Below are 21,867 nucleotides of genomic sequence, written 5' to 3' on the forward strand. Positions count from 1 at the left end.
AAGCAACTTAGGCGGTTGGGGCCTCTCCTAGAATGGCCTGGAGTTGTTGGGCCAACTGGAGAGGACGAAAGGGCTTAGGCAGGATCCCAACGGCACCAAGGGCAGTTAGGGTTTCCGGCGGGAGGGGAGCCGCCGTCATCAGGAGTACGGGGATAGATTGGGTTTGGGGATGGGCCTTGAGCTGTTGTAGGGTGCTGGGGCCATCCATGCCGGGCATCATGCGATCCAGCAGGATTAGATCAGGCTGTTGAGTCTTGGCCAAACTGAGGGCTTCGGGGCCAGAGCTAGCGAGGAGAACTTGCCAAGGGGTCTGCAGGGTCAGGGCCAATTGGATAATTGACCGGATATCTTCCTCATCATCAACGACTAAAATCCTTTGGGGGCTTGACACTCGCTCTAGATATTCCAGAATTTTTTGCTAGTTTAGCGCACTGGGGGAAGAAGGATATGGAAAGTACTGCCTTGGCCCAACTGACTCTCGACCCAGAGGCGTCCTTGGTGTTGTTCCACCAGGCGGCGACAGATGGCTAAACCCAAACCAGTACCCCCCTTTTGGTAGGCATCGGCGGTATTCACTTGCCGGAACGGCTCAAAAACCTGCTGGAGTTGTTCCGCGGGAATGCCCCGGCCTTGGTCCCGCACCCATAGGTGGATGCCTTGTCTATCCTGACTACCCCGTAACCATACTGTTTGGCCCGGTTCAGAAAATTTAATGGCATTGCTGAGGAGATTGGTGAGGGTCTGCACCAGACGGTCCGGATCGGCCCAGAGGGTCAGAGGAGGGGCCTGGTAATCGAGGGTAATGCCCTGGCGGTCGGCCCAGGACTGGAGGGTCTGCACTGACTCCCGAAACAGGTCTTCTAGAGAACACTCGACCTTGCTGAGAACCAGATGGCCGGCTTGAATCCGGTCTAGATCCAGAATGTCGTTCACCAAGCGGATCAGACGCTCACTGTTGCTAATGGCAATATCTAGAATATGCTGGCCCTGGGGGGTGAGGGTTCCCAATTGTCCGGTACGGAGCAGATCAAGAGAACCAACGAGGGCATTTAAGGGCGTCCGCAATTCATGGCTCACCAGGGAAATAAATTGCGTTTCTAGGCGTTTATATTCGGTAATGTCGTGGAAAATATGCAGTGTGCAGGGGTTGTCGTCTAGCTCCAGGGCCTCGATGGAGAGTAGCACGGTGCGTGTTTCTCCGGTTTTGGTTTGTAGCTCACAGGCCTGGTTGTAGAGAGCACCCTGCTGGTTTAACTGGGCTAGCCATTGCGGATAGGTTGCTTGGCCAGTGCCTAGGTGTAGGTCATCGAAGTTGCGCCCGAGAATGTCCTGCAGGTCATAGCCCGTTAATTGGCTAAAACTGGGATTGACTTCTAGAAACTGGCCCTCGGGACGGCGGAGAATGGCAAGGGGACTGGGACAGGCCCGGAAGGCCTTGGTAAATTTCTCCTGAGCCGCTAAACGTTCCGCCATTTCTTGCTGGAGTTGCTGATTTTGGGCCTGGAGTTGCTGTTGCAGACGACGGAGGGTAAGGTGGGTTTCGATGCGGGCCAGCACTTCTTCCGCCTGGAAGGGCTTGGTGATATAATCCACTCCGCCGATGCCAAAGGCCTTGACCTTATCGATCACTTCCCCGAGGGCACTAATAAAAATTACGGGAATGGCCTGGGTGTGTGCTTGGGCCTTGAGGCGTTGACAGACCTCGTAGCCATTCATCTCCGGCATACGAATATCCAAAAGAATCAGATCCGGCGGTGCGGCCTGGGCGCCGCGTAAACCAGCCGAGCCCTTGGTCACACTCCGCACCTTGTAGCCTCTTTCTTTAAGCAGTTGGGACAACAGGGCCAGATTTTCAGGGGTATCGTCTACGACCAAGATATCTCCCTTGGAAGCACTGGAAGGGGGTTGAGTCAGGGTCATACGGATTATCTTTTGAGATCAGTGGGATTCTCGATTTAGGGCCTCATCGGCCAACTTAATAATGGCATCAAAGTCGTAGTCATGAGTGAGACGGATCAGAGCCTCCGTTAAACGGGCCTGGACCGGGGGAATTTGGGCCAATAATGTTTCGATCCAGTCGCCATCCACTTCCACGGCCGCCTGTCGCAGGGCCTGTAGCCAATCCGGGGTCATGCTTTGTAGGGCCTGGGGACTAAGGGGCGCTAAGGTGATACGACGGGGGGGCAGACTCGGGTCAGCATAGAGGTATTTGAGGCCTAAATACTGAGCCATCTTATCGAAAATAATTGATTCCTGAAAGGGTTTGCGTACCATATCATCACAGCCCATGGCCAGGATTCCCGCCCGTTGTTCCTCAAAGGCCGTAGCCGTCAAAGCAATAATAATCGGCGTAGGGCCCTGGGAAGAGCGCTTGATGCGTTGGGTGGCCTCGTAGCCATCCATCACCGGCATGCGCATATCCATCCAGATCAGATGGGGTTGCCAGGCCTGCCAGACGGCAATGGCCTCTTCGCCATTGGCGGCCGTGCGAGTTTCTAGGCCGACACTGGCTAGCAGACGAGCCAACAGTTGCCGGTTTTCTTCCCCATCATCGACGACCAGAATGCGGTACTGGGGTTGGTCGGGCAGGAGCCCAATCACCCGCCGCCGGACCGGATTGGTGGGGACTTTACCAGGAGGGGTAACGATGAGGGGCAGAGTAAAGCTAAACACAGACCCTTGCCCCGGCTGACTCCGAACCTGAATGTCTCCCCCCATCAACTGCACAAACTTGCGACTAATGGCTAGGCCCAGGCCCGTTCCCCCTTCATTCTGGCCATCGCGGCCGGCTTGGACAAAGGGCAGAAAGAGTTGAGCAAGGTCGGCGGCCGCAATCCCCCGCCCGGTGTCTTCAACGGCAAAATAAAGCTGGCCTGGGGTTTCCAGATTCACCCGCAGCGTGACGCCTCCCGTTTCTGTAAACTTGAGGGCATTACTCAATAAGTTAATCAGGACTTGGCGGAGTTTTCCTTCGTCGGCGCGGATAAATTGCGGCAGGGTCGGCGGCAGATCCATCTGCAAAAATAGGCCTTTTTCCTGGGCCCGGGGCTGAAATAACTCCTGTAGGGCCTGCAACAGATGCTGAAAATCGAAGGAAGTCGGATGGAGCCGAGTTTGGCCGGCCTCAATTTTGGACATCTCCAGCACATCATTAATGAGATTCAGCAGGTGTTCGCCACTGCGGTTAATAATGGCTAGGGATTCCTGTTGTTGGGGCGAGAGGGTTGTATCTCGCTCCATCAATTGGGCAAACCCAATAATGGCATTGAGGGGCGTTCGTAGTTCGTGGCTCATGTGGGCCAGAAATTCACTTTTGGCTCGATTGGCGGATTCGGCGCTCCGCTTAGCCGCCTCTAAATCCCGGCGTTGGCGTTTTTCTTGGGCCAGCAGTTGACCCTGGGCAATGGCAATCCCCACTTGGGCCGCAACGGCTTCCAGTAACTCGATTTCCCCCTGGCTCCAATGGCGGACTTGGTGGCGTTGATAGACCACAATGGCCCCGTTGGGTTCACTTTGATAGGAGGTGCGGATGGCAATTAACGATTGAATATCCATTCGTTGGTCAAGATGAGTGGGGTCGTCGTCGGCCTGCCAAATCACCGCTTGATCCTGAGTCAAGGCCTGGTCTAAACCCGCTACATCGGCCAATTGCAGGGACTCCTCGTTACCAATGTGGGAGCAGGGCTTGCGATATTCCGCCACCACTTGGGCTTGATTATCGGCCTGGTAACTGAAGATCTGACAGCCATCGACCTGAAAACTTTGGCCAATCTGGTTCACTGCCGTGCAGGAAATGCGTCCCAAGTCTAAGCTCTGGCGAATATTCTGGGTAATTTGCTCCAGCAAGAGGGCTCGCTGGAGTTGTTGTTCCAGGGCCATTTCCGTGCGCAACCGCTCTAATTCAGCTCCAGCCCGAGCAGCAAAAATCTTTAAAATCAGCTTTTGATCTTCAAAATTAGGCTCATCCAAAGGTTTAGTATCTAGTGCTGCAATATGGCCCAAAATATCGCCAGCAGGATTCAGTAGAGGCATACTGACGTAACTTTCCACTCCGAGTTTGACGAGATCGATATCTTCGGGAAAACGGGTCTGAACCGCATCCGAGTAACAGACCATTCTGCCTTGGAGAATGGCCTCACAGGGGGTTCCAGCAATATCGTACTCAAAGTTTTCACCAAAGTCTTTACCCGTCCAGACAGCGAAGGTTCGTGCCCGCCGTTTACTGGCATCGGTAAATTCAGCAATGAGCGCATAGCGGACTTTCAGGAGTTCCACTAGGGAGCGGACACAAGAGCGGAAAAAATCATTACCGATCTTGGCGGCGGTACCCTCCACAATCAGACGCAGGGCCTGTTCCCGCTGTTTTCGGTGGGTAATATCCTGGAAATACCAAACACGGCCGTAGTAGTCGCCCTGGCTGGAGTGAATCGGGCTAGAATAGCGCTCTAAAATACGCCCGTCCTTGAAGGGAATCTCATCCCGGCTAATTTCTAGGGGGGATTGGTAAAGATAATCTAATTTGGCTTTAAACTCCTCGGGTTCCGCCAACTTCGACAGAACGTATTCTCGGAGGGGAATGGCGTTGTCCCCTGTCATGACGGCGGGAGGAATTTGCCAGAGATCCCGAAAACGCTGATTGTAGGAAATAATTTGGTGTTGCTCATTGACCACCAAAATACCTTCGGGGGAGGCATCGCGCTGGGCCTTGAGCAGGGCATTATTCCGCTCTAGCATGGCCTGTACCTGTTGGCGTTGGTGGGTTTCCAGAGCCAAGGCCACAAAATCAGCAATAGAGCCCGCAAAATTCTGCTCTGCCAGCGTCCAGACCCGGGGGGCTTGAATTTGTTCGTGGCAGACCACCCCAACAATTTTCCCCTTCACCCGGATCGGTGCATCCAGGTTGGCCTGGATTCCCAGGGGAATGAGGTAGGAATCCAGGAGTTCCTGGAGGCGGGGGTCATTCTGAGCATCGGGAAAGGATAAACTCCGGCGCGAAGTCTGGAGGGCCTCGCAATAGGAGGGATAATCCCGAATGCACAATTCCAGACCCAGACTATGACGGTCATCTGGTAATTCGTAGAGGTCGGCACAGCGGAGTTTGGTATGGTCGCGGTCAAAGAGCCAAATCCCCACCCGCTCAACCCGGAGGGAACTGGCGGCGGCTTCGGTAATGGCGCGGAGGGCCAAATCGAGCTGGCCCAGGGCCAGGGCCTGACTTTGGGCCAGACTTGCCAAGGCCTGACTTTGTTGCTGTAAGCGCCGTTCACTATCGGCTAGGGCCATTTCGGCCTGTTTACGGTCACTGATATCGAGCATTACTCCTTCTAGGCAGTTCTCCTCCCGATTAAGCCGAACCGAGCAGAGGCCCCACCGCAGGGACTGGTCGTGGCGACGAAAACGCAGTTCGTAGTAGCCCAATTCTCCCTGCTGTTGCAATTGGGCCACAATCCGTTCCCGGTCACTGGGATCGGCGTAAAAGTCCAGGGTGCGTAATTTCCCGACCACCTCTGAGGGGTCTTGGTAGCCCCCCAATTCAATAAAGCGTTGATTAGCTTCGAGAACCAGACCATCGGTTACCCGAGTGCGAAAAATACCAACCTGGGAATTTTCAAAGAGGTTGCGGTACTTGAGTTCACTGCGCCGCAGGGCCTCTTCCGTCCGCTTACGCTCTGTGAGGTCGTAGATAATGCCTTGAACAAGACGACGATCACCAATCTGAATCGGGGTTAACCAGACCTCGGCTAGAAAGTCAGTGCCATCGGCCCGGCGATGAATCCATTCAAAACGATGACTCCCCTGGGCAAAGGCCTGCTGGATATATTCATTGGCCAACTCCTGGGAAGAACGTCCATTGGGTTGCTGGGGCGGGGATAAACGACTGGGGTGTTTGCCGATAATATATTGGCGACTGCATCGAAAAAGGATTTCCGCCGCATTGTTACAGTCAAAAATCCCCTCATCGTTGCCGGTAATAATGCCCAAGCTAATGGAATCGTAGAGGACGCGCAGGCGGGTTTCCGATTCTAAAAAAGCCTGCTCCGAACGCTTCCGGTCAGTAATATCTTCACAAATCACCAGCAAATGTTGGGGTTGCTGGGCCTCATCGTAGAGGGGAATCTTGCGGGTATGGAGTATCCGCTGTCCTTGGTGAGGAGTATCAATAAACTCCTCGGGAATTTCTTCGGAGTGGCCCTGCTCAAAGGCCTGGTGGTCTTTTTGCTCAAAAAACTGGGCCTGCTCTAAGGGTGAAATATCATAGACGGTTTTTCCCAGGGCCTGCTCAGCGGAAATACCAAACATGCGTTCACAGGTTTGATTCCAAAATTGAAACTGGCCAAAGGTATCAGGACGGCCATCCTTAACAAACAGGGCCAGGGGAATGTTATCAATCAGCGTTTGTAAAAAGGCCTGGGAGCGCTGGAGTTCCCTCGCCAGAGCTTGGGCCGGCCCCCCATCGGCCGGAATGACTTCCATCAGCCAAAAGGTACCCAGGTCGGGTCGCTCTCGATCGATCCAACCTCCCCAAATTTGCAGGGACTCCTCTCTGTAATCATAGATTCCTGCTCCGGTTTGGCCCCGGCGGAATCGGGCCTCGGGATAGTCGCTGGCTGCAAGGAGCCGGCCGCCCTGACGGAGGGGCATCACATCGGGCCAGGTTTGGCCCTGGAGTGGTCTAGGATTCGGGCACCAACTGGCCCAGCGGGAATTGTAGTGACTAATTTGTCCTTGGGCATCCAACCACACCACCCCCTGATTCAAGGCCGCTATGACCGCCCGATACTGGGCCAATTCCGTCTGCAGTGGTTCGACAGGGGAGACAGTGGGGGTAGACATGGGGTTCCAAGCTTGCAAGCCAGACTATGCAGACAGGATAGCTCAGCCCAAGGTCGAAAGGTTCCTCCCTCTGGGGGGATTTTGGCCTGACCGAAGGCAGCCCTAGGACAGGTCTAGCATCCGCTGAATAGGTTTCAAAGCCGCCTGGAGCGTTGTCGCTGGTAACGTAATTTCCGGCTGACGATGCTTCATGGCCAGATAGACCTTTTCCAGGGTATTTAGGCGCATGTGGGGACATTCATTGCAGGCACAGTTTCCCAGGCCCGGCAGAGGAATAAAGATTTTATCGGGGCAGGCCTTTTCCATCTGGTGGATAATCCCCGGTTCCGTGGCCACAATAAAGGCTTGGGACGCACTGCGCTGGCTATAGGTCAACAGGGCCGTGGTCGAGCCAATGAAATCAGCATGCTGGAGGATCGGCGTTTCACACTCGGGATGGGCAATCACCTCAGCTTGGGGATGCTGGAGCTTGAGGTCAATCAGTTTACGTTCCGAAAAGGTTTCATGGACGATACAACTGCCCTGCCATAACACCATCTCGCGGCCCGTTTGTTCCATCACGTAGCGGCCCAGGTTCCGATCCGGAGCAAAAATCAGCGGCTGGGAAGGGGGCACTTGCTGGACAATCTTAACGGCATTGGAGCTAGTACAAATAATGTCGCTCATGGCCTTGACTTCCGCCGAGCAGTTGATATAAGAAATCACCCAATGGTCGGGATACTGGGCCTTAAAACGGGCAAAGGCCTCCGGGGGACAGCTATCAGCCAAAGAACAGCCCGCCGCCAAGTCGGGTAACAACACCAATTTATGGGGATTGAGAATTTTGGCCGTTTCCGCCATAAAATGCACCCCGGCAAAGAGAATCACATCGGCCTGGGTTTGGGCCGCCTGCTGGGACAGTCCCAGGGAATCTCCTAAATAATCAGCAATGTCCTGGATCTCTGCGGCCTGGTAATAATGAGCCAAAATCACCGCATTTAATTCCTGCTTGAGGGCCTGGATGGCCCCTACTAAATCTCGGGGCAGGGGAGTAGACGGACGAGCAACGGTGGTGAACACTAACGGAAAAACTCCTGCGGTCAATAACTAGCTTATAGTTTATTCTACCAAAAATTATAGTCTATCTTACTAAAAAAAGGCCAGGGAAGGGAGAGCCGTCCCAAGCCAACTTCAATCCAGCGGAGGGGCCTAACTGGCCAAGTATTCTCGAATCACTGATTTGCGCTTACGGAGTTTCGTTAAGGCCTCCCGTTCGATCTGACGTACCCGCTCCCGGCTGATATTCAGGAGAGTGCCAATTTTGGCCAGGGTCAGGGGTTGGCCGTTAGTCAGGCCAAAGCGGAGAGTCAAGACTTCACGCTGTTGGGGGGTCAGGTCAGCCATCAAATTATCAAGGTCTACTTGTAGGGCAACGTGGGTGGCGAAGTCTTCCGGTTGAGGGCCATCATCCTCGAGCAACTCCCCGAGTTCGGTATCTTGGTTATCTCCCACCCGCAGATCTAAAGAGAGGGGATGGCGGGCCCGTTCCAGATAATCTCGCACCTGACGGGGGGTCAGCTCCAGGGCCTCTGCTAGTTCGCCAATGGTGGCCGCTCGTCCTTTCTCCTGGGCCAGTTGCCGCTGGGCCTTTTTGATTTTGTTCAGTTTCTCGGTGATGTGGATGGGGAGTCGGATGGTGCGGCTCTTTTCCGCAATCGCTCGGGTAATGGCCTGGCGGATCCACCAGTAGGCATAGGTCGAAAAACGATAGCCCTTGGTGGGGTCAAACTTTTCCACCCCCCGTTGCATCCCGATGGTTCCCTCTTGGATCAGATCCAGAAGGTCAAGATTCCGCTTGAGATATTTTTTGGCCACGGACACCACCAGTCGGAGGTTCGCTTCCACCATTTTTCGCTTGGCCGCATCCCCTGCCGCCGTGGCCGCCAGTAATTCTGTTTCTGTCAGACCCGTGGCCTCTGCCCACTGCTCTAGGCTGGGTTCCTGCCCTAACTGTTCCTTTAACGTCGCTTTTACCTCTGCCAGAGAGACAGAACGCTGAATCCGTTTCGCATAGAGAATTTCTTCCTCGTGGGTTAAGAGAGGAACGCGACCAATTTCTCGTAGGTAGGAACGTACTGGATCAGGGGTGTTTTTCGCAGTCTTCATAGCAGAAAGTGGGGTAAAAAGGCAATCCTAGGCAATAGAAGCAGGGGTCGTGCAAAGCGGACGGTTGTCAGGGCCTTAATCAGGTCAGCAGTGGAGAGAAGTCGGCGAACTAGAAGTGTTAGGGAAAGGCAGGCAGACTTCAGGAGTTGCTAGGGTAGAAGCGATTTTCTCGTAGGTAGGAACGTACTGGATCAGGGGTGTTTTTCGCAGTCTTCATAGCAGAAAGTGGGGTAAAAAGGCAATCCTAGGCAATAGAAGCAGGGGTCGTGCAAAGCGGACAGTTGTTAGGGCCTTAATCAGGTCAGCAGTGGAGAGAAGTCGGCGAATTAGAAGTGTTAGGGAAAGGCAGACTTCAAGAATTGCTAGGGTAGAAGCGATCGGGAAAAACGGTGTTCCTTAATAATACTAAACAAATCTTTAAGTTTTGTAAAGCAAAGCTGAGGATTACAGGGCCTCCTTCTTAACTTTGATGATCAATCGTTACCATTGGCCCTCCGACAAACTCATCGGAAGCCTCCGGTGTCCACAACCCATTGTGGCCATCATCTCCCCTAGACTTCTGTGTTCACAGTAGCCAAACGCCAGAAATAGTTCAAAAGATCCAATGGCAGACCAAGAAGAGTAACCCGCGAGGTGTCCTTGTAACTAGGCTAGACTCCCACAAATGTTAGCCTTGGAAATCTTGCGCTATCCTACTTTTAGTACAAAATCTTTATTCTGTCTGCTCACAACAAAGCTGCCAACTGGAGTGAGGAAAACTACTTATTTTATCGACATTTAGCTTGTAGCCTAGATACAGCAAGGGTTGTAAGACTCAGGAGAGTCCCCTTAGATGAATTTTTCACTACATAGATAACACCAATCAGAGGTCTTTGGGCTCTAGATTAACGACTTCTGGCTTGTTTCCGCTACTCCTAGGTTTTCATAAGCTTGCGAAGTACTTGAATGGAATCTTTCGATTTCGCGTAGTATCCTAAAAATGATTACGCAGCTTTTCCCCTCGTAGAGGCAATCAACCAACGACCGAGGGCAGGGAAGAAACGACAACTATTCACCCCGATCGCCGCAAGAGTCGGATTAATAAAGGCCTGGTGCATAAAACGACCCAGTTGTAAGCGTTGGTTAAATTCCTGTCGCCAAGCACGCTCATAAAGGTCTTTAAAGGTTGCTAAGGGAAAGGAATCTTGTAATAGTTGACTGATTAAAGGAACCACTAGATCGGCAGACCGCAGGGCCATGGCCATGCCATCCCCACAAAGCGGCGTAATCATCCCTCCTGCATCCCCAATCAAACAAAGGTCGTCTTCAAAGGGGTCTTTACGGGCAAAGGAAATCTGGGCGAGATTTTTGGGACTCGTCACCCGTTCCCAGGACTGTAATCGCTCGGCTAACATCGAATTCTGAAACAGGGCTTCTGGGGTATGACGGTCTCTAGGGTTATTTTTCAAGACACGCTGATGGGCAATCCAGCACACATTGATTTTGCCCGCTTCCACCTGAGACAGTCCACAGTAACCCCCAGGAAAAGCATGGAGTTCAATTCCCTGAGGTAATTCTTGCCCCTGATAATGGGCTTTACTGGCAATCCAGGGAGATTTTTGCTGGATAAAGGGTCGGTTTAGCTGGTGATCCAAGGATGAGGCTTTACCAAAGGCTCCTAGGACAAAACGACCGTCAAAGTTGCCCCGATGGGTACTCACTTGAAAGCCTTCTCCAAAAGACCCGGCGATCGCCTTGACTGCTGTTCCTTGATGGGCGATCGCTCCCACCGCCTCGGCCCGTTCCCACAAAATACGATCCAATTGGTAACGACTGAGTCCTAGGGCGGTACCCGGTAATTCTCCGCGAAATTCTGCCCCCTGATTGTTAGTGAGATAGACGTTTTGGATGGGATAGGCCCCGACAGCTCTCACGGTTTCTAAAATGCCTAGCCGTGCAAAGATTTCAATCACTTCAACGGATAAAAATTCGCCACAAAGTCGGTGGGTGGGATAACGAGCTTGTTCTAATAGCAGAACCTGATAACCTCGTTGGGCCAGTTGAATGGCCGCGCTAGACCCCGCTAATCCTGCGCCGACAACAATCACGTCATAAATCATTTGCTTCTTTCCCTCCGTACTGTACTGAGTAACCAGCGAAAGGGAAAATACCACCGCAAGGAAAAATCCGTTAACCCTGCACCTTCGGCGATCGTCGTCAAATCATTAGCCCGAAAACCGCGCAATACGGACAGAGGGCCGTCATGGCGTACCATCGGAGCGGCGGGTAATAAACGGGTCAAGCTATAGATGCCCGCATAGGCCAGGGGATGACGGTGGAGATCGTTGATAATAATGCCGTGCTGGGAAACCCGTTGCAGATCTTTCACAATGGCGATCGCCTTGGGTTGGGCAAAGTGATGTAAAAACATGGCTCCCATACCAATATCAAAGGCATGATCAGCGTAGGGTAAGGCTAAAGCATCGGCCACTTCGAGACTAATTTTTGCGCGTTGGCGATCATTTAAACGTTTTTCTAGGGTTTGCTGGGCATAGTCAATGGTGGCCGGGTTGGCATCTACCGCCGTAATTTCTATCGGTATATCAACGGATTGAGCCTCCGCCCAGCGCACAATATATTCGGGAAAATCGGCAATCCCTGTTCCTAAATCCAGAATGCGTGTCACCTGGCCCGCCCTTGACTGCAAAAACGGAGCCAAAATCGCCATCGTGGTACTATAGCCCCCCAATAAACGATTGACCCAACGTAATTGCTCCAAAGCCTCGGTTAAGCGTTCATCGGTAATGGAAAAATCATCCATTAATTCATCGGTGTCGGTACGAATTTGAAAAGACGGAAAAACCATTATGCGTTTGCCCCTAGCTGTTGCCATAAACAACTTTCAATGGTTAAGCCCGGCCCAAAGGCCAGACCTACCAGATGATTGAAACCGTTTCCCGCCGTTAAACCTCTGTGATGACGGGCCAGTAAGCGTTGCAAGATAAATAAAATCGTGGGAGAACTCATGTTGCCATACAAACGTAGAACTTCAAAGGAATCGTGAACTAATGAATCGGACAGAGCTAACAGGTCTTGAATGGTTTCTACAATTTTTCTACCCCCTGGATGAATCGCCCAACCGTCAATCATGGCAGGATTTAATTGGTGTTTAGCTAAAAAGTCGTGCAAAAAATGTGGTAAATATTCGGCAATGACTTCTGGTACTTTTGGCGACAATCCCATCAAAAAACCGGTATCACCAATCGTCCAATTCATTAAATCTTCCCCCGCCAATAGTTGGCTATAACTGTCTTGATAGATCAGTTTTCCTACGGCTTCTGAATAAGACTGCGATCGCAGAATGGCGGCAGCGGCTCCATCGGCAAAAATGGCATTAATCACCAAATTTTCCACCGAATCATTGATCTGAAAATGAAGCGAACAGAGTTCCACACAGACCAGTAAGACCTGAGCTTGATCGTCTCCCTGACAAATAGCATGGGCTAATTTCAACCCGTTTAAGGCGCCATGACAGCCCATAAACCCGACGAGAGTTCTGGCTACCATTGCGGGGAGTCCCAAACTTTGGATGAGATGAATATCTACCCCTGGCGCAGAAAAGCCTGTACAACTGACCACAATCAGATGGGTAATGGTTTCTGGTTTTAAGCCTGCTTTTTCGAGGGCCTGTTGGGCCGCGCTGGTGGCGATTGCCTTGGCCCAGATTTGATACTGTTGATTACGGTCGCGGGTACTGGGGGCGGGTTGTAGGTAAGGGTTATTGGCAAAAAAGCGAAATTGATCTGGCTCTAACCCATAGTCTTCAAGACAGCTATAACGATAATCAATGCCCGATTGTTGATAAATACGAGTAATACGATTTTGTGTAGCCTCGGAAAATCGCTGAACACGGATCATAAACGCGGCGGCTTCTGCCTGGGATCGCCGAAAAGGAGGATTAGCCGTCCCAATAGATTCCAAAACCGTGTACATAGAGGCATCATTCCTAATTGGCAGACTCAAGGTTAACACAGAAAATGGTATTCAATTTGTGTGTATTGTTTGAGCAAATCAAGGGAGTGTAAGTAGCTAGGTGCAATTAAATATAAAACGCTCAAGGGAGTATCCACCGGCCTCTCTACAAGCTGTCATCCCATCTATTACCGCTCTGGCTAAATCATATTCGTTATCAATGGGGATTGAGTGCAGTTGCGGTCATTGATGGATTGAGTTGATACAGTGCTGACGTAAAATAGTACCTTTGATTCGATCGTCTGCGGAATGGCAGGTATAAGCCTAGACAAGAAACCTAATCCTGGAAAATCGAGTCTACACTAGGGGTCGAGTTGTCTCTTCGTTTACCCTGTCTCTGGCATGTCTTCTCCCCGGCCAAGATTTTTCCGTTTTCCTCCCCTTGGGCGATGGCTGAGAAAGCCTGCTGTCCTGGGGGTAACCAGTGGTGTACTGGTTTCTCTAGGGGGAATCTGTGCCGGTCTCCAGTACTGGGCCTATCATCATCTCTCCCCCTGGCTCTCGTCCGAATTATCTCGCCAGCTTCGGCGGCCAGTGGAAATCGGGCCAGTGCAGCATTTTTACTTCACTGAAGTCCGCTTCGGCCCTTCTCGCCTCTCGGCTACAGCCAAAGATCCGACCAGCCTAAACCTGCCCAATCTGACCATTGCCCTCAATCCCTGGTCTTTCTTGATGGGGCAACCCCTGGCCCTAGAGGCCAAGGCCAATAAACTAGTACTAACTTTGCAACAAAATACGGCGGGGAAATGGTCTAACTTCCAACTTCCGGAGGGCCAAGGCCCCCTACGTTTGCCCACAGATATTGCGGCCCGGTTGCAAATCCAGGAGGGCCAAATTAAACTACTACCCCACGGGGCTCCCCAGGCCCTAATGCTCAAGCTTGAGGGTACGGGCCAGTATCAGTACCAAAGAAGCAACCAGGCACAGACAATTGACTATAATCTGGCGGTCGGCCTCCAAAAGAGTCAAGTTCAAATCCAGGGCCAAACCCAACTCAATACGGGCCAGAGTCAAGTGGCCTTGAGTCTCAAAAAACTTAATTTAACTGAACTAGTCGGCCTGTTCCCCCGTTTTCCGGGCCAACTCCAGCAGGGGTCGGTGCAAGGCCAAGCCAAGATTCATTTGCCCAGTTGGCAACAGGCTAAGGAAGCTGAGGTCAAGGGCAATGTCACTCTGCAACAACTCCAGGCCCAATGGCAGGGTCTCAAGGCCCCCCTCCAGGCCAATCTAGAGTTGGGCTTGATTGGCCAGAGCCTGGTAATTCGACAAGGGCAGTTGGCCCTCGGCCCTTTGAAAACAGCCCTGCAAGGGACGGTGGATTGGCAAAAGGGTTACGCCCTTGCCTTCCAGACAGAGGACATTAATACGCAAGCTTTCCTCAAAACCTTCCAACTGACCTCACCCCTGCCCCTGACGGGTTCCCTCAAAGCCCAATGGCAAGTCACGGGGGCCTTGGATAACCCTCAATTTCGAGGTCGTCTTGGCAACATAAAACCCCTCCGCCTCGATAAAGTCAGTATTTCTACCCTGGGGGCCGAGTTCCGGGGCAATCTAGACCGATTGGAACTAACTCAGTTCCAAGTCCGGCCGACCACGGGGGGAAACATCCAAGCTCAGGGCCAAGTCCAGTGGCAACTGCGGCCCCTGTTGAGAGGTCAAGCTTGGCGTTGGCAGACGATTCCCTTGGCCCTGCAATGGCAGGGAGAATTAGCCAGTCAAAAACTGCTCCAACCCTACCAAGTCCTGGCCGATGACATCCAAATCGGCAATCTCCAGACTCGGGGGAATCTATCGGGAACCCTGGGAAATCCCCGCGCCCGTCTCGATTGGCAAACTACCACTCCCAACCGGTGGCAAGACCTCAGCTTGGCCTTGGCGGGGCAGGCCAGTCTAGAGGGCCAAACCCTGCGCCTAAACCAGGCCCGCGTCCAAACCCAGGGGGGCGAACTCCAGCTAACGGGCCAAGGAGATTGGAGCCGTAACCAATGGCAGACTCAAATTCAGGCCAATCAGTTGGCCCTAGCGCCATTTTTCCCGTTGCTTTGTCGTTCCGTCTCCTGTCCCGAGACCTTAGCCCAGCGGCCACTCACCCTCCAACAGGCGAATCTTCGCTTAGCAGGGACGCTCCAAGACTTGAACCCGGAGACCTGGCAAGGGAGTGGACAGTTGCAGATCCGGCGTGACGCAGAACGCCTAGCTCTCCAGGCCGAGTTAAACCAAGGGGAACTCAAGACGGCCCTTGCCCTGAACAATTGGCAACTCCAGCCTTTTTTAAGAGAACTCCCCCCAGAGGTTCGCTTGGCCCAGGCAACCTTGAATCTGCGGGGCCGTTTAGCCGATTATCAGACTCTGAATTGGCAGGGCCTGACCGGACAAACGCAAATGGCCTTGAGCCTGGGAAGAGATCAAATTAATCTCCAAGGGGACATTGCCCAGGGTCAACTCCGGGGTCAAGCCCAGATGGGGACGCTAAATCTCCAGGCCCTGGCCCCAGCCCTCACGATTCCGGTGCAATTACAGGGGGGCCAGATTCAATTCACCGCGCCCTTAGGGGATTTGCTTCAGGCCCAACCGCAACTCCAGGGGGTTCGCGCGACGGCGGATCTGCGCTTCCGGCTGGGCGGCGGGACTATCCTCAGCACCACGCAACTCACGGCCCGGGGTTGGCAAAGCCGCCTCATGGCCCAACGGGTCAACCTGCAAAGTCTTTTCCCTGAACAGGGCCTGGCCCTAGACCCCCTTTCGGCCCAAGTGCAAGTCGCGGGGACGTTTCCCCAGAATTGGGGCCAATCCCTCGCCGTCCAGGTGAAAACGGCTCAGCTCAAGCTTGGCCCTGAAAGCCTCCAGGCCCAGGGAAGCCTAACGTTAGCCAATCTGCTCCAGCAACCCCAACTGGCCCAGGTTAAGCTCCAGGTGCAAAGTCAAACCAATCTGGCTAAGTTCCCCGTGAATACTTGGTTAGATCATCTCCCCCTGGCCCCGAGTCTACGCCCGGAATCCCTAAGCTTGGCGGGATTAGCTCGCTTTAAGGGCCAATTAACAGGAAAAGCGGTCACGGATTGGCGGGATCTGCAACTCCAGGGCCAGGTTAATTTGGCCAATCTGGTGGTTAATCAAAGGACGTTTGAACCAATCTTGCAGGGAACCCTCGGACTGAGCCGGGGCCGACCCTTAAGCCTGAAACTCAAGGGCCAAGAAGATCTACTGGCCCTGACCCTAGGCTATTGCCCCAGGGAAGCCTGCCTCCTGCCCCTCCTGCCGACCCAGTTTAGCCTGCGCCAGACTTACCAAACCGATAGTCCCCTGGCCTTAGAGGGCTATCAAAATGGTGATTACCTGCGGGTTAATGTGCGTCAGTTGCCTCTAACAGCCCTAAACCTACAACCGGGCCGTCAGTACAATATTCCCGGTCTTCTCACTGGCCAAGCCGAAGCTCAATTTGACCTTAATCTCCAGGATGGCACGGGCCAGGGCCATCTAAGAATTGATCAACTTGGCCTGGGGGGCCTAAAAGCCGATATCCTCAAGACCCAGGTAGCCTATCAGAATCAAGTTCTTAGTTTTGATCATACCGTCCTACAACTGGGTCAAAGTCGCTATAACCTCCGGGCCAGTTTGGATCTGAAAACCCAGGCCCTCCAGGGCAACCTGCACATTAGCCAGGGCAAGGTCAATGAATTGTTGAGTGCCCTCCGTATTTCTGATGTGGATTCTCTCCTGCGCCTCCTGCAATGGCAAGCGCCTCCTGACAATGTAGCTCAATCCCTGGCCCCACTCACGGTGGGGAATCCCAATTATCCTCTAGAGCACCAACTCAATCTCCTCTACGTTATCGATCAAAAAATTCGTTTGCTGGCTCAACAGTACCAACAAGGAACCCTACCTCGAGAACTGAACATTGATGGTCTATTTGATGCCGACATTAGCCTGAGTGGCAATCTCCAGGCCCCCCAACTCGATCTGCGTCTCCAGGGCCAGCGTTGGAGTTGGTATCCTCAGCAGGCCTTTCCGAATATTGTGCCGCCCCTCGGCCTGGTGCTGAATAATACCCGCTTTTTGCCCATCCATCGGGTGGATCTCCAGGCCCGTTTCCGCAACGGTGTGGTCACTGTCAAACCCTCCTTTGTGGATCTTCGGGATGCCCGGCTGGCCCTCGAAGGGAATTTCTCAGCGAAGCAAAATGCCGCCGTCTGGTCGGTAAGCAACTTTTCCCTCGATACCCTGGATATTTTTCTGCCGCTTCCCAGCGAGGTGGCCGGTAAACTCAATGCCCAGGGGAGTATTCTCGGCACTCTCCAAAAGCCGCAGATTCGCGGCTTATTTAGCGTGGATGAACCAGCGCTAAACGCTCGTCCCCTACGCCGGAGTCTAGCAGGGAATTTTAGCTTTACCGATGGCCGTATCCAGGTGGCGACGGACGGCCAATCCCCCCTCTCCTTCTACGCCAATATTCCCCTAGTGCCCCAAAGCAAGCACCACGGTACTATTACCACTAAGCCCTTTGAGGTGCGTCTGAACTTGCAATCAGAAGCGATGCAACTGCTGGGGGCCCTGACCCAAGACCAATTAGTCTGGCTGGATGGCCTCGGTGAAATTAATCTCAATATTCAGGGAGAACTGGCCATTAATTCCCATGTCCAGTTGTCTAATTTTGATGCACGGGGCCAGATTCGCTTAGAGAATGCCCGCCTCAAGAGTGCGGCCCTGGAAGATCCCCTACAAGTTAGTGGCCTGATTAATTTTGACAACGAAACCCTGACAGTTGAAGAATTGGTCGGTATTTTTGACCAAAGTAAGGTAAGCGTCCGGGGCCAACTCCCTTTGTTTACGGCCCAGGCCCAGGTAGAAAATCCCCTTAGCATCAGTATCAACAAAGCCACCCTCAACCTGCCGACTCTCTACACCGGTGCTCTGGAGGGCCTGATGAGTGTTGATGGCACCCTGTTCAAGCCACGGGTGAGCGGCTATCTGCAATTGGCTAACGGGCAAGTGTTGCTGCCGGCCCAAGTGTTCCAGGCCAATAATACGGCCCCCGGCCTCCCCCGAAACGATTGGTTCCGACCCCAGCAGAGTCAGCCCCTGATCACCCCGGAATTGGATAATCTCCGGCTCCGCATGGATAACCTCTTCATTGAGCAGAATCCTCTCTACAGTTTCGCCTTTGGCGGCAATTTACGATTGAATGGCCCGCTCATGGATCCCGAGCGCATTCGTCCGGAGGGAGAGATTGCGATCCAACGGGGCCGGGTTAGTTTTCTGGATACCCGTTTTCTCCTCGATCCACGTAACTCCAACCAGATCGTTTTCAAACCCAATCAAGGCCTGTTTAATCCTGACTTGAACGTGGCGATGCGAACAATTGTCTCGGAATTGCCCCAGTCCCAGCGTATCCGCTCTGCTGATAGTAATGAAATTCCCGACGATAGCATTAATAAAATTCAGCGGATTGATATTCGTCTCTTGCTCAACGGTTCTCTCAATCAACTCCTGCCCAAGCTCAATGCCCAAAAGGCCAGGGCCTGCCGCGCTACGCCAGAATTTAAGCCCCTACCAGGGGTCAGTAGCTTTTCCGAGTATCAACTCCGTAATTTATCTAACTGTTTAGATGTACTGGCTTCCCAAGGCTTTAATGATAAACAGGTCTTTAGCAATCCCGCTATTCGCCTAACCAGTAGCCCACCTCGTAGTGAGGGGGAAATTATTCGCCTGTTAGGAGAACAGGTGATTGTGTTGGTGGATGCCTTCCAAGGGAAAAATTCTAGCCAGTTAATCGATGTCGGCATTACCCAATTAGCCATTCCCATGATCTTCCAGGGCCTGGTGTACGATGTGGAAACTGCCATTAGCAATACAATTAGTAGCACGGATTTCCGCATTGCCCCCTTCCTGGAGGCCATCTACGAAGTAGAAAAAAAAGGCTATGTCCGCTTTACCTATGACTACGGTGTTAACGAAGTCCGGGTGCGGTACGAAAAGCAATTTTAATTTAATTAGGGCCGAGGCAACCATGAGCAAACGCGCACTCCTGCTAATTAATCGACAAGCCCGCAGTGGTCAACGTTTTTTTGCCCAGGTTATTGATACCCTCGACAATTTTGGCTTTGAATTAATCACTGTTCCCAGTCAAAATGCCCAGGCCTGGCCCGACCTAATCGCCTACCATGCGGCCACGGTGGATCTGGTCATCGTGGGTGGGGGAGATGGCACCCTGAATCGGGTAGTCAATAGCCTTGTAGATCACCAGCTACCCTTAGGGATTCTGCCCTTGGGCACGGCCAACGACCTAGCCCGGACTCTGCAACTCCCCTACAACCTGCCGGAGGCCTGTCGGGTAATTGCCGAGGGCCATACCAAAAAGATTGACCTGGGAGTCGTTAACGGCCACTGTTACTTCAATGTGGCCAGCCTGGGCCTGAGCGTGGACATTACCCAAAAATTAACCCAGGGAGCCAAGCAACGCTGGGGCATTCTCGCCTACGCCATCACGGCCCTGCAAGTGCTGAGCCAATTGCGTCTTTTCCATGCCACCCTACGCTACGAAGGCCAATCCCTACGGGTGAAAACCCTGCAAATTGCCATTGGCAATGGTCGTTACTATGGCGGGGGGCTAGCCGTCGCCGCCGATGCCACCATTGATGACCAACGCTTAGATATCTATAGCCTAGAAGTGCGCCACTGGTGGCAGGTTTTTTCTCTGCTCTTTCATCTACCCCGTGGCCAACAGCAATTGCTTCCCTGGGTTCGCACCATCCAGACCGATGCCATTCAAATTCTCACCTCCCGTCCCCGGCCCATCAACACCGATGGAGAATTGACGACCCAAAGTCCAGCCAAATTTTCCCTACTGCCCCAGGCCCTTTCCGTTTTTGTCCCTGCTCCCGATGCTCCCTGGCTACGCAATGGGTACTAGACCGGCCTTGACCTGTACTTTTCGCAGGGCTCGGATGAGGCGTTGCCCTTGGGGCCGATAGAGGGGTGTGGCCAAGGTTGCGGGTAATTGGGCGATAAGTTGTCGGGCCTGTTTGAGGGAACAGCCGGAAATGCGACTGAGAATATTGGCTCCTTCAAAGGCAGCTTCTTCGTTGCGGATGGCCTCGACTCGGACTCGCCAGGTTTTGGGCTGGAGGTCACGGATCTCGATTTTTTTCAGCCCCTCGATGGTGCCCAACACCACCAAGCGGTCGCCGGCCTTGAGCGCGATATCATCGGAGGGCAGAAAAGCAGAATTGTGGCCGGCTGTCTGATAGAGAATGGGAATAATACCGTAGCCGTAGGCAACTTCGGCTAAGAGTAGACCACAAAGCGTATCTTTGCTCTCAATTTGGTATTCCGTGACCAGGATGGTTTGTTTTTGTAGACGAAACAGATTCAGAATATTTTCCCCGAAGGCTGCTCCTACAAACACCTCAGCGGCCAAGCGATAGGTTTCTAACACCTGGGCTCGGGGCAAGAGGCCCATCAGGCTCTGACTCAGGCCCTCCTTGCCGGTGCGGATCACGAGACGGGCCTGGGCATTTTGTTTCTGGGTCATCAGGGCCACTTCCAGGTTGAGCAAATCATTGTCCGTCACTACCACCACACTATTAGCCGTCATTAGGTTGGCCCGGCTTAAGCCATCCTGAAGTGAACCACTAATCACGGGCACTTCAGGCAAAATTCGGGCATCCATTGTCCCGCTAAAGGTCACGCCCACCGTCGCCTGTTTCCAACTCTTGAGGACTTGGGCGACCCGTTGGCCCACTCGTCCCAGACCAATCACCACCGTATGGCCATGGCTAGGAATGGGTAGGCGTTTACGAATAAAGTTCAGCTTACTGGAAATCAAATTATCCGTCAGCAGGGCGTAGAGAATGCCGACAAAGGCCGTCCCCGCTAGGGTTAAGAGCAGGGCCACGGGCTGGAGCAACCAGCGATTGGCCTGGGCTGCCTGAAATTCGGAAAAGAGGTCGCCGTAGCCGCCTAGGAGCAGAATAGCCGTTCGATAAAATGAGTCCACCAGCGGGGTTCCTGGCAGAGCCAGGTTCAGGAGCAGAGTTCCCAGGAGAATCAGGCCCAGTACCATACAACCCGCCAGGGCAATTACCGGCCGGGATTCCAGCAATTGACGATAATTTTGGCCCTGTTGCCACAGCCATTGGCCCCCACGACCCAGCCAGGAAGAAGAAGGAAGCGTCGGCAGGGCCTGGGTCTGAGCACGTTGCAAGGGATGCAGGCCCCAGGCATCCAGCAGTTCCACATAGATCAAATAGTCGGCCATCTGGAGGGTACTGTCGGCATCCCATTCATGGAAACCGGGCCAGGCAAACTCCCGCAAGGGCTTATGGATTAAGATACGCCTTGTTCGGCTATGGAGTTCGTGGAGCCGAAAGTTGTGAAGCCAGGGGTGCTTGGCATCCAGTTGAATTTGCACCACCCTCAGCCATTGTTGATCCAACTCGAAAAAGCCCAGGGTTTCACTGCCCAGAGCTGCCAGGGCAAAGGCATTGGCAGGGAGTTCTAGGGGTTCGTAGGCAATAAAGTTGCCCAATTGTTCGCTTAATAATTCATTCAAATTCTGCTGGCCAGAACGCACCACTAGACGGGTTTTGGGGCTTAACTGACGAATCAACAGGGCCGTTTCAATATTGACTTCCTCTAAAGACGTGGCCAATAGGGCCGCCCGACAAAACTCTAGATTAAGCTGTTCTAGAGTTGGTGGGTAGGCACAGTCTCCAATCACCAGTTGATCAAGCAGATCCGGCAGATGGGGAATTTCGTAACTGTCCAGGCTCTGTTTTTCCACAGCCTTAACGCGAACCCCAAACTGCTTCAGGGCCAGGACACATTGCTGACCAAGGCTACCCAGACCACAGACCAGAAAAAATTCATTCACGGGAA

At 53.0% G+C, this 21,867-nt stretch carries 11 protein-coding genes; 2 read left to right on the forward strand and 9 right to left on the reverse strand.

Going from position 1 to position 21,867, the window contains the following annotated elements; translation table 11 throughout:
* Positions 1–7 precede the first annotated feature (7 nt).
* The 8 genes from ABXS88_RS15930 to ABXS88_RS15965 form a co-directional block, all read right to left on the reverse strand.
* Complete coding sequence (locus tag ABXS88_RS15930; protein WP_353673028.1) at positions 8–391, reverse strand: response regulator; 384 nt, start codon at positions 389–391, stop codon at positions 8–10.
* 32 nt (positions 392–423) lie between these two features.
* A complete protein-coding gene (locus ABXS88_RS15935; protein WP_353673029.1) occupies positions 424–1,920 on the reverse strand; it encodes an ATP-binding protein in 1,497 nt (498 codons plus the stop codon).
* A gap of 18 nt (positions 1,921–1,938) precedes the next feature.
* Positions 1,939–6,834, reverse strand: coding sequence for a PAS domain S-box protein (locus ABXS88_RS15940; protein WP_353673030.1), 4,896 nt, complete (start codon positions 6,832–6,834; stop codon positions 1,939–1,941).
* 102 nt (positions 6,835–6,936) lie between these two features.
* Positions 6,937–7,893 carry a quinolinate synthase NadA gene (nadA, locus tag ABXS88_RS15945; protein ID WP_353673031.1) on the reverse strand — a complete coding sequence of 319 codons (957 nt, stop codon included), beginning with the start codon at positions 7,891–7,893 and terminating at the stop codon, positions 6,937–6,939.
* A gap of 129 nt (positions 7,894–8,022) precedes the next feature.
* Entirely contained in the window at positions 8,023–8,979 is a 957-nt protein-coding gene (locus ABXS88_RS15950) for an RNA polymerase sigma factor, RpoD/SigA family (RefSeq protein WP_353673032.1), read from the reverse strand.
* Between the two features lie 983 nt (positions 8,980–9,962).
* Positions 9,963–11,078 (reverse strand): NAD(P)/FAD-dependent oxidoreductase, encoded by a 1,116-nt coding sequence (locus tag ABXS88_RS15955; RefSeq protein WP_353673033.1) that lies wholly within the window; start codon positions 11,076–11,078, stop codon positions 9,963–9,965.
* Entirely contained in the window at positions 11,075–11,824 is a 750-nt protein-coding gene (locus ABXS88_RS15960) for a methyltransferase domain-containing protein (protein WP_353673034.1), read from the reverse strand. Before ABXS88_RS15960 ends, ABXS88_RS15955 begins: the two co-directional genes overlap by 4 nt.
* Positions 11,824–12,951 carry a type III polyketide synthase gene (locus tag ABXS88_RS15965; protein WP_353673035.1) on the reverse strand — a complete coding sequence of 376 codons (1,128 nt, stop codon included), beginning with the start codon at positions 12,949–12,951 and terminating at the stop codon, positions 11,824–11,826. The genes ABXS88_RS15960 and ABXS88_RS15965 overlap by 1 nt, the downstream gene beginning before the upstream one ends.
* Positions 12,952–13,332: 381 nt before the next feature.
* Here ABXS88_RS15965 and ABXS88_RS15970 point away from each other — a divergent pair, with 381 nt between their 5' ends.
* Both ABXS88_RS15970 and ABXS88_RS15975 read left to right on the forward strand, forming a co-directional pair.
* Complete coding sequence (locus tag ABXS88_RS15970) at positions 13,333–18,975, forward strand: translocation/assembly module TamB domain-containing protein (RefSeq protein WP_353673036.1); 5,643 nt, start codon at positions 13,333–13,335, stop codon at positions 18,973–18,975.
* 22 nt (positions 18,976–18,997) lie between these two features.
* Positions 18,998–19,900 carry a lipid kinase gene (locus ABXS88_RS15975; RefSeq protein WP_353673037.1) on the forward strand — a complete coding sequence of 301 codons (903 nt, stop codon included), beginning with the start codon at positions 18,998–19,000 and terminating at the stop codon, positions 19,898–19,900.
* Here ABXS88_RS15975 and ABXS88_RS15980 read toward each other — a convergent pair.
* Entirely contained in the window at positions 19,883–21,862 is a 1,980-nt protein-coding gene (locus ABXS88_RS15980; RefSeq protein ID WP_353673038.1) for an NAD-binding protein, read from the reverse strand. The two genes, ABXS88_RS15975 and ABXS88_RS15980, sit on opposite strands and share 18 nt — an antisense overlap.
* Positions 21,863–21,867: the final 5 nt, after the last annotated feature.

The sequence above is a fragment of the Synechocystis sp. LKSZ1 genome, from assembly GCF_040436315.1.
Taxonomy (GTDB): Bacteria; Cyanobacteriota; Cyanobacteriia; order Cyanobacteriales; family Microcystaceae; genus Synechocystis.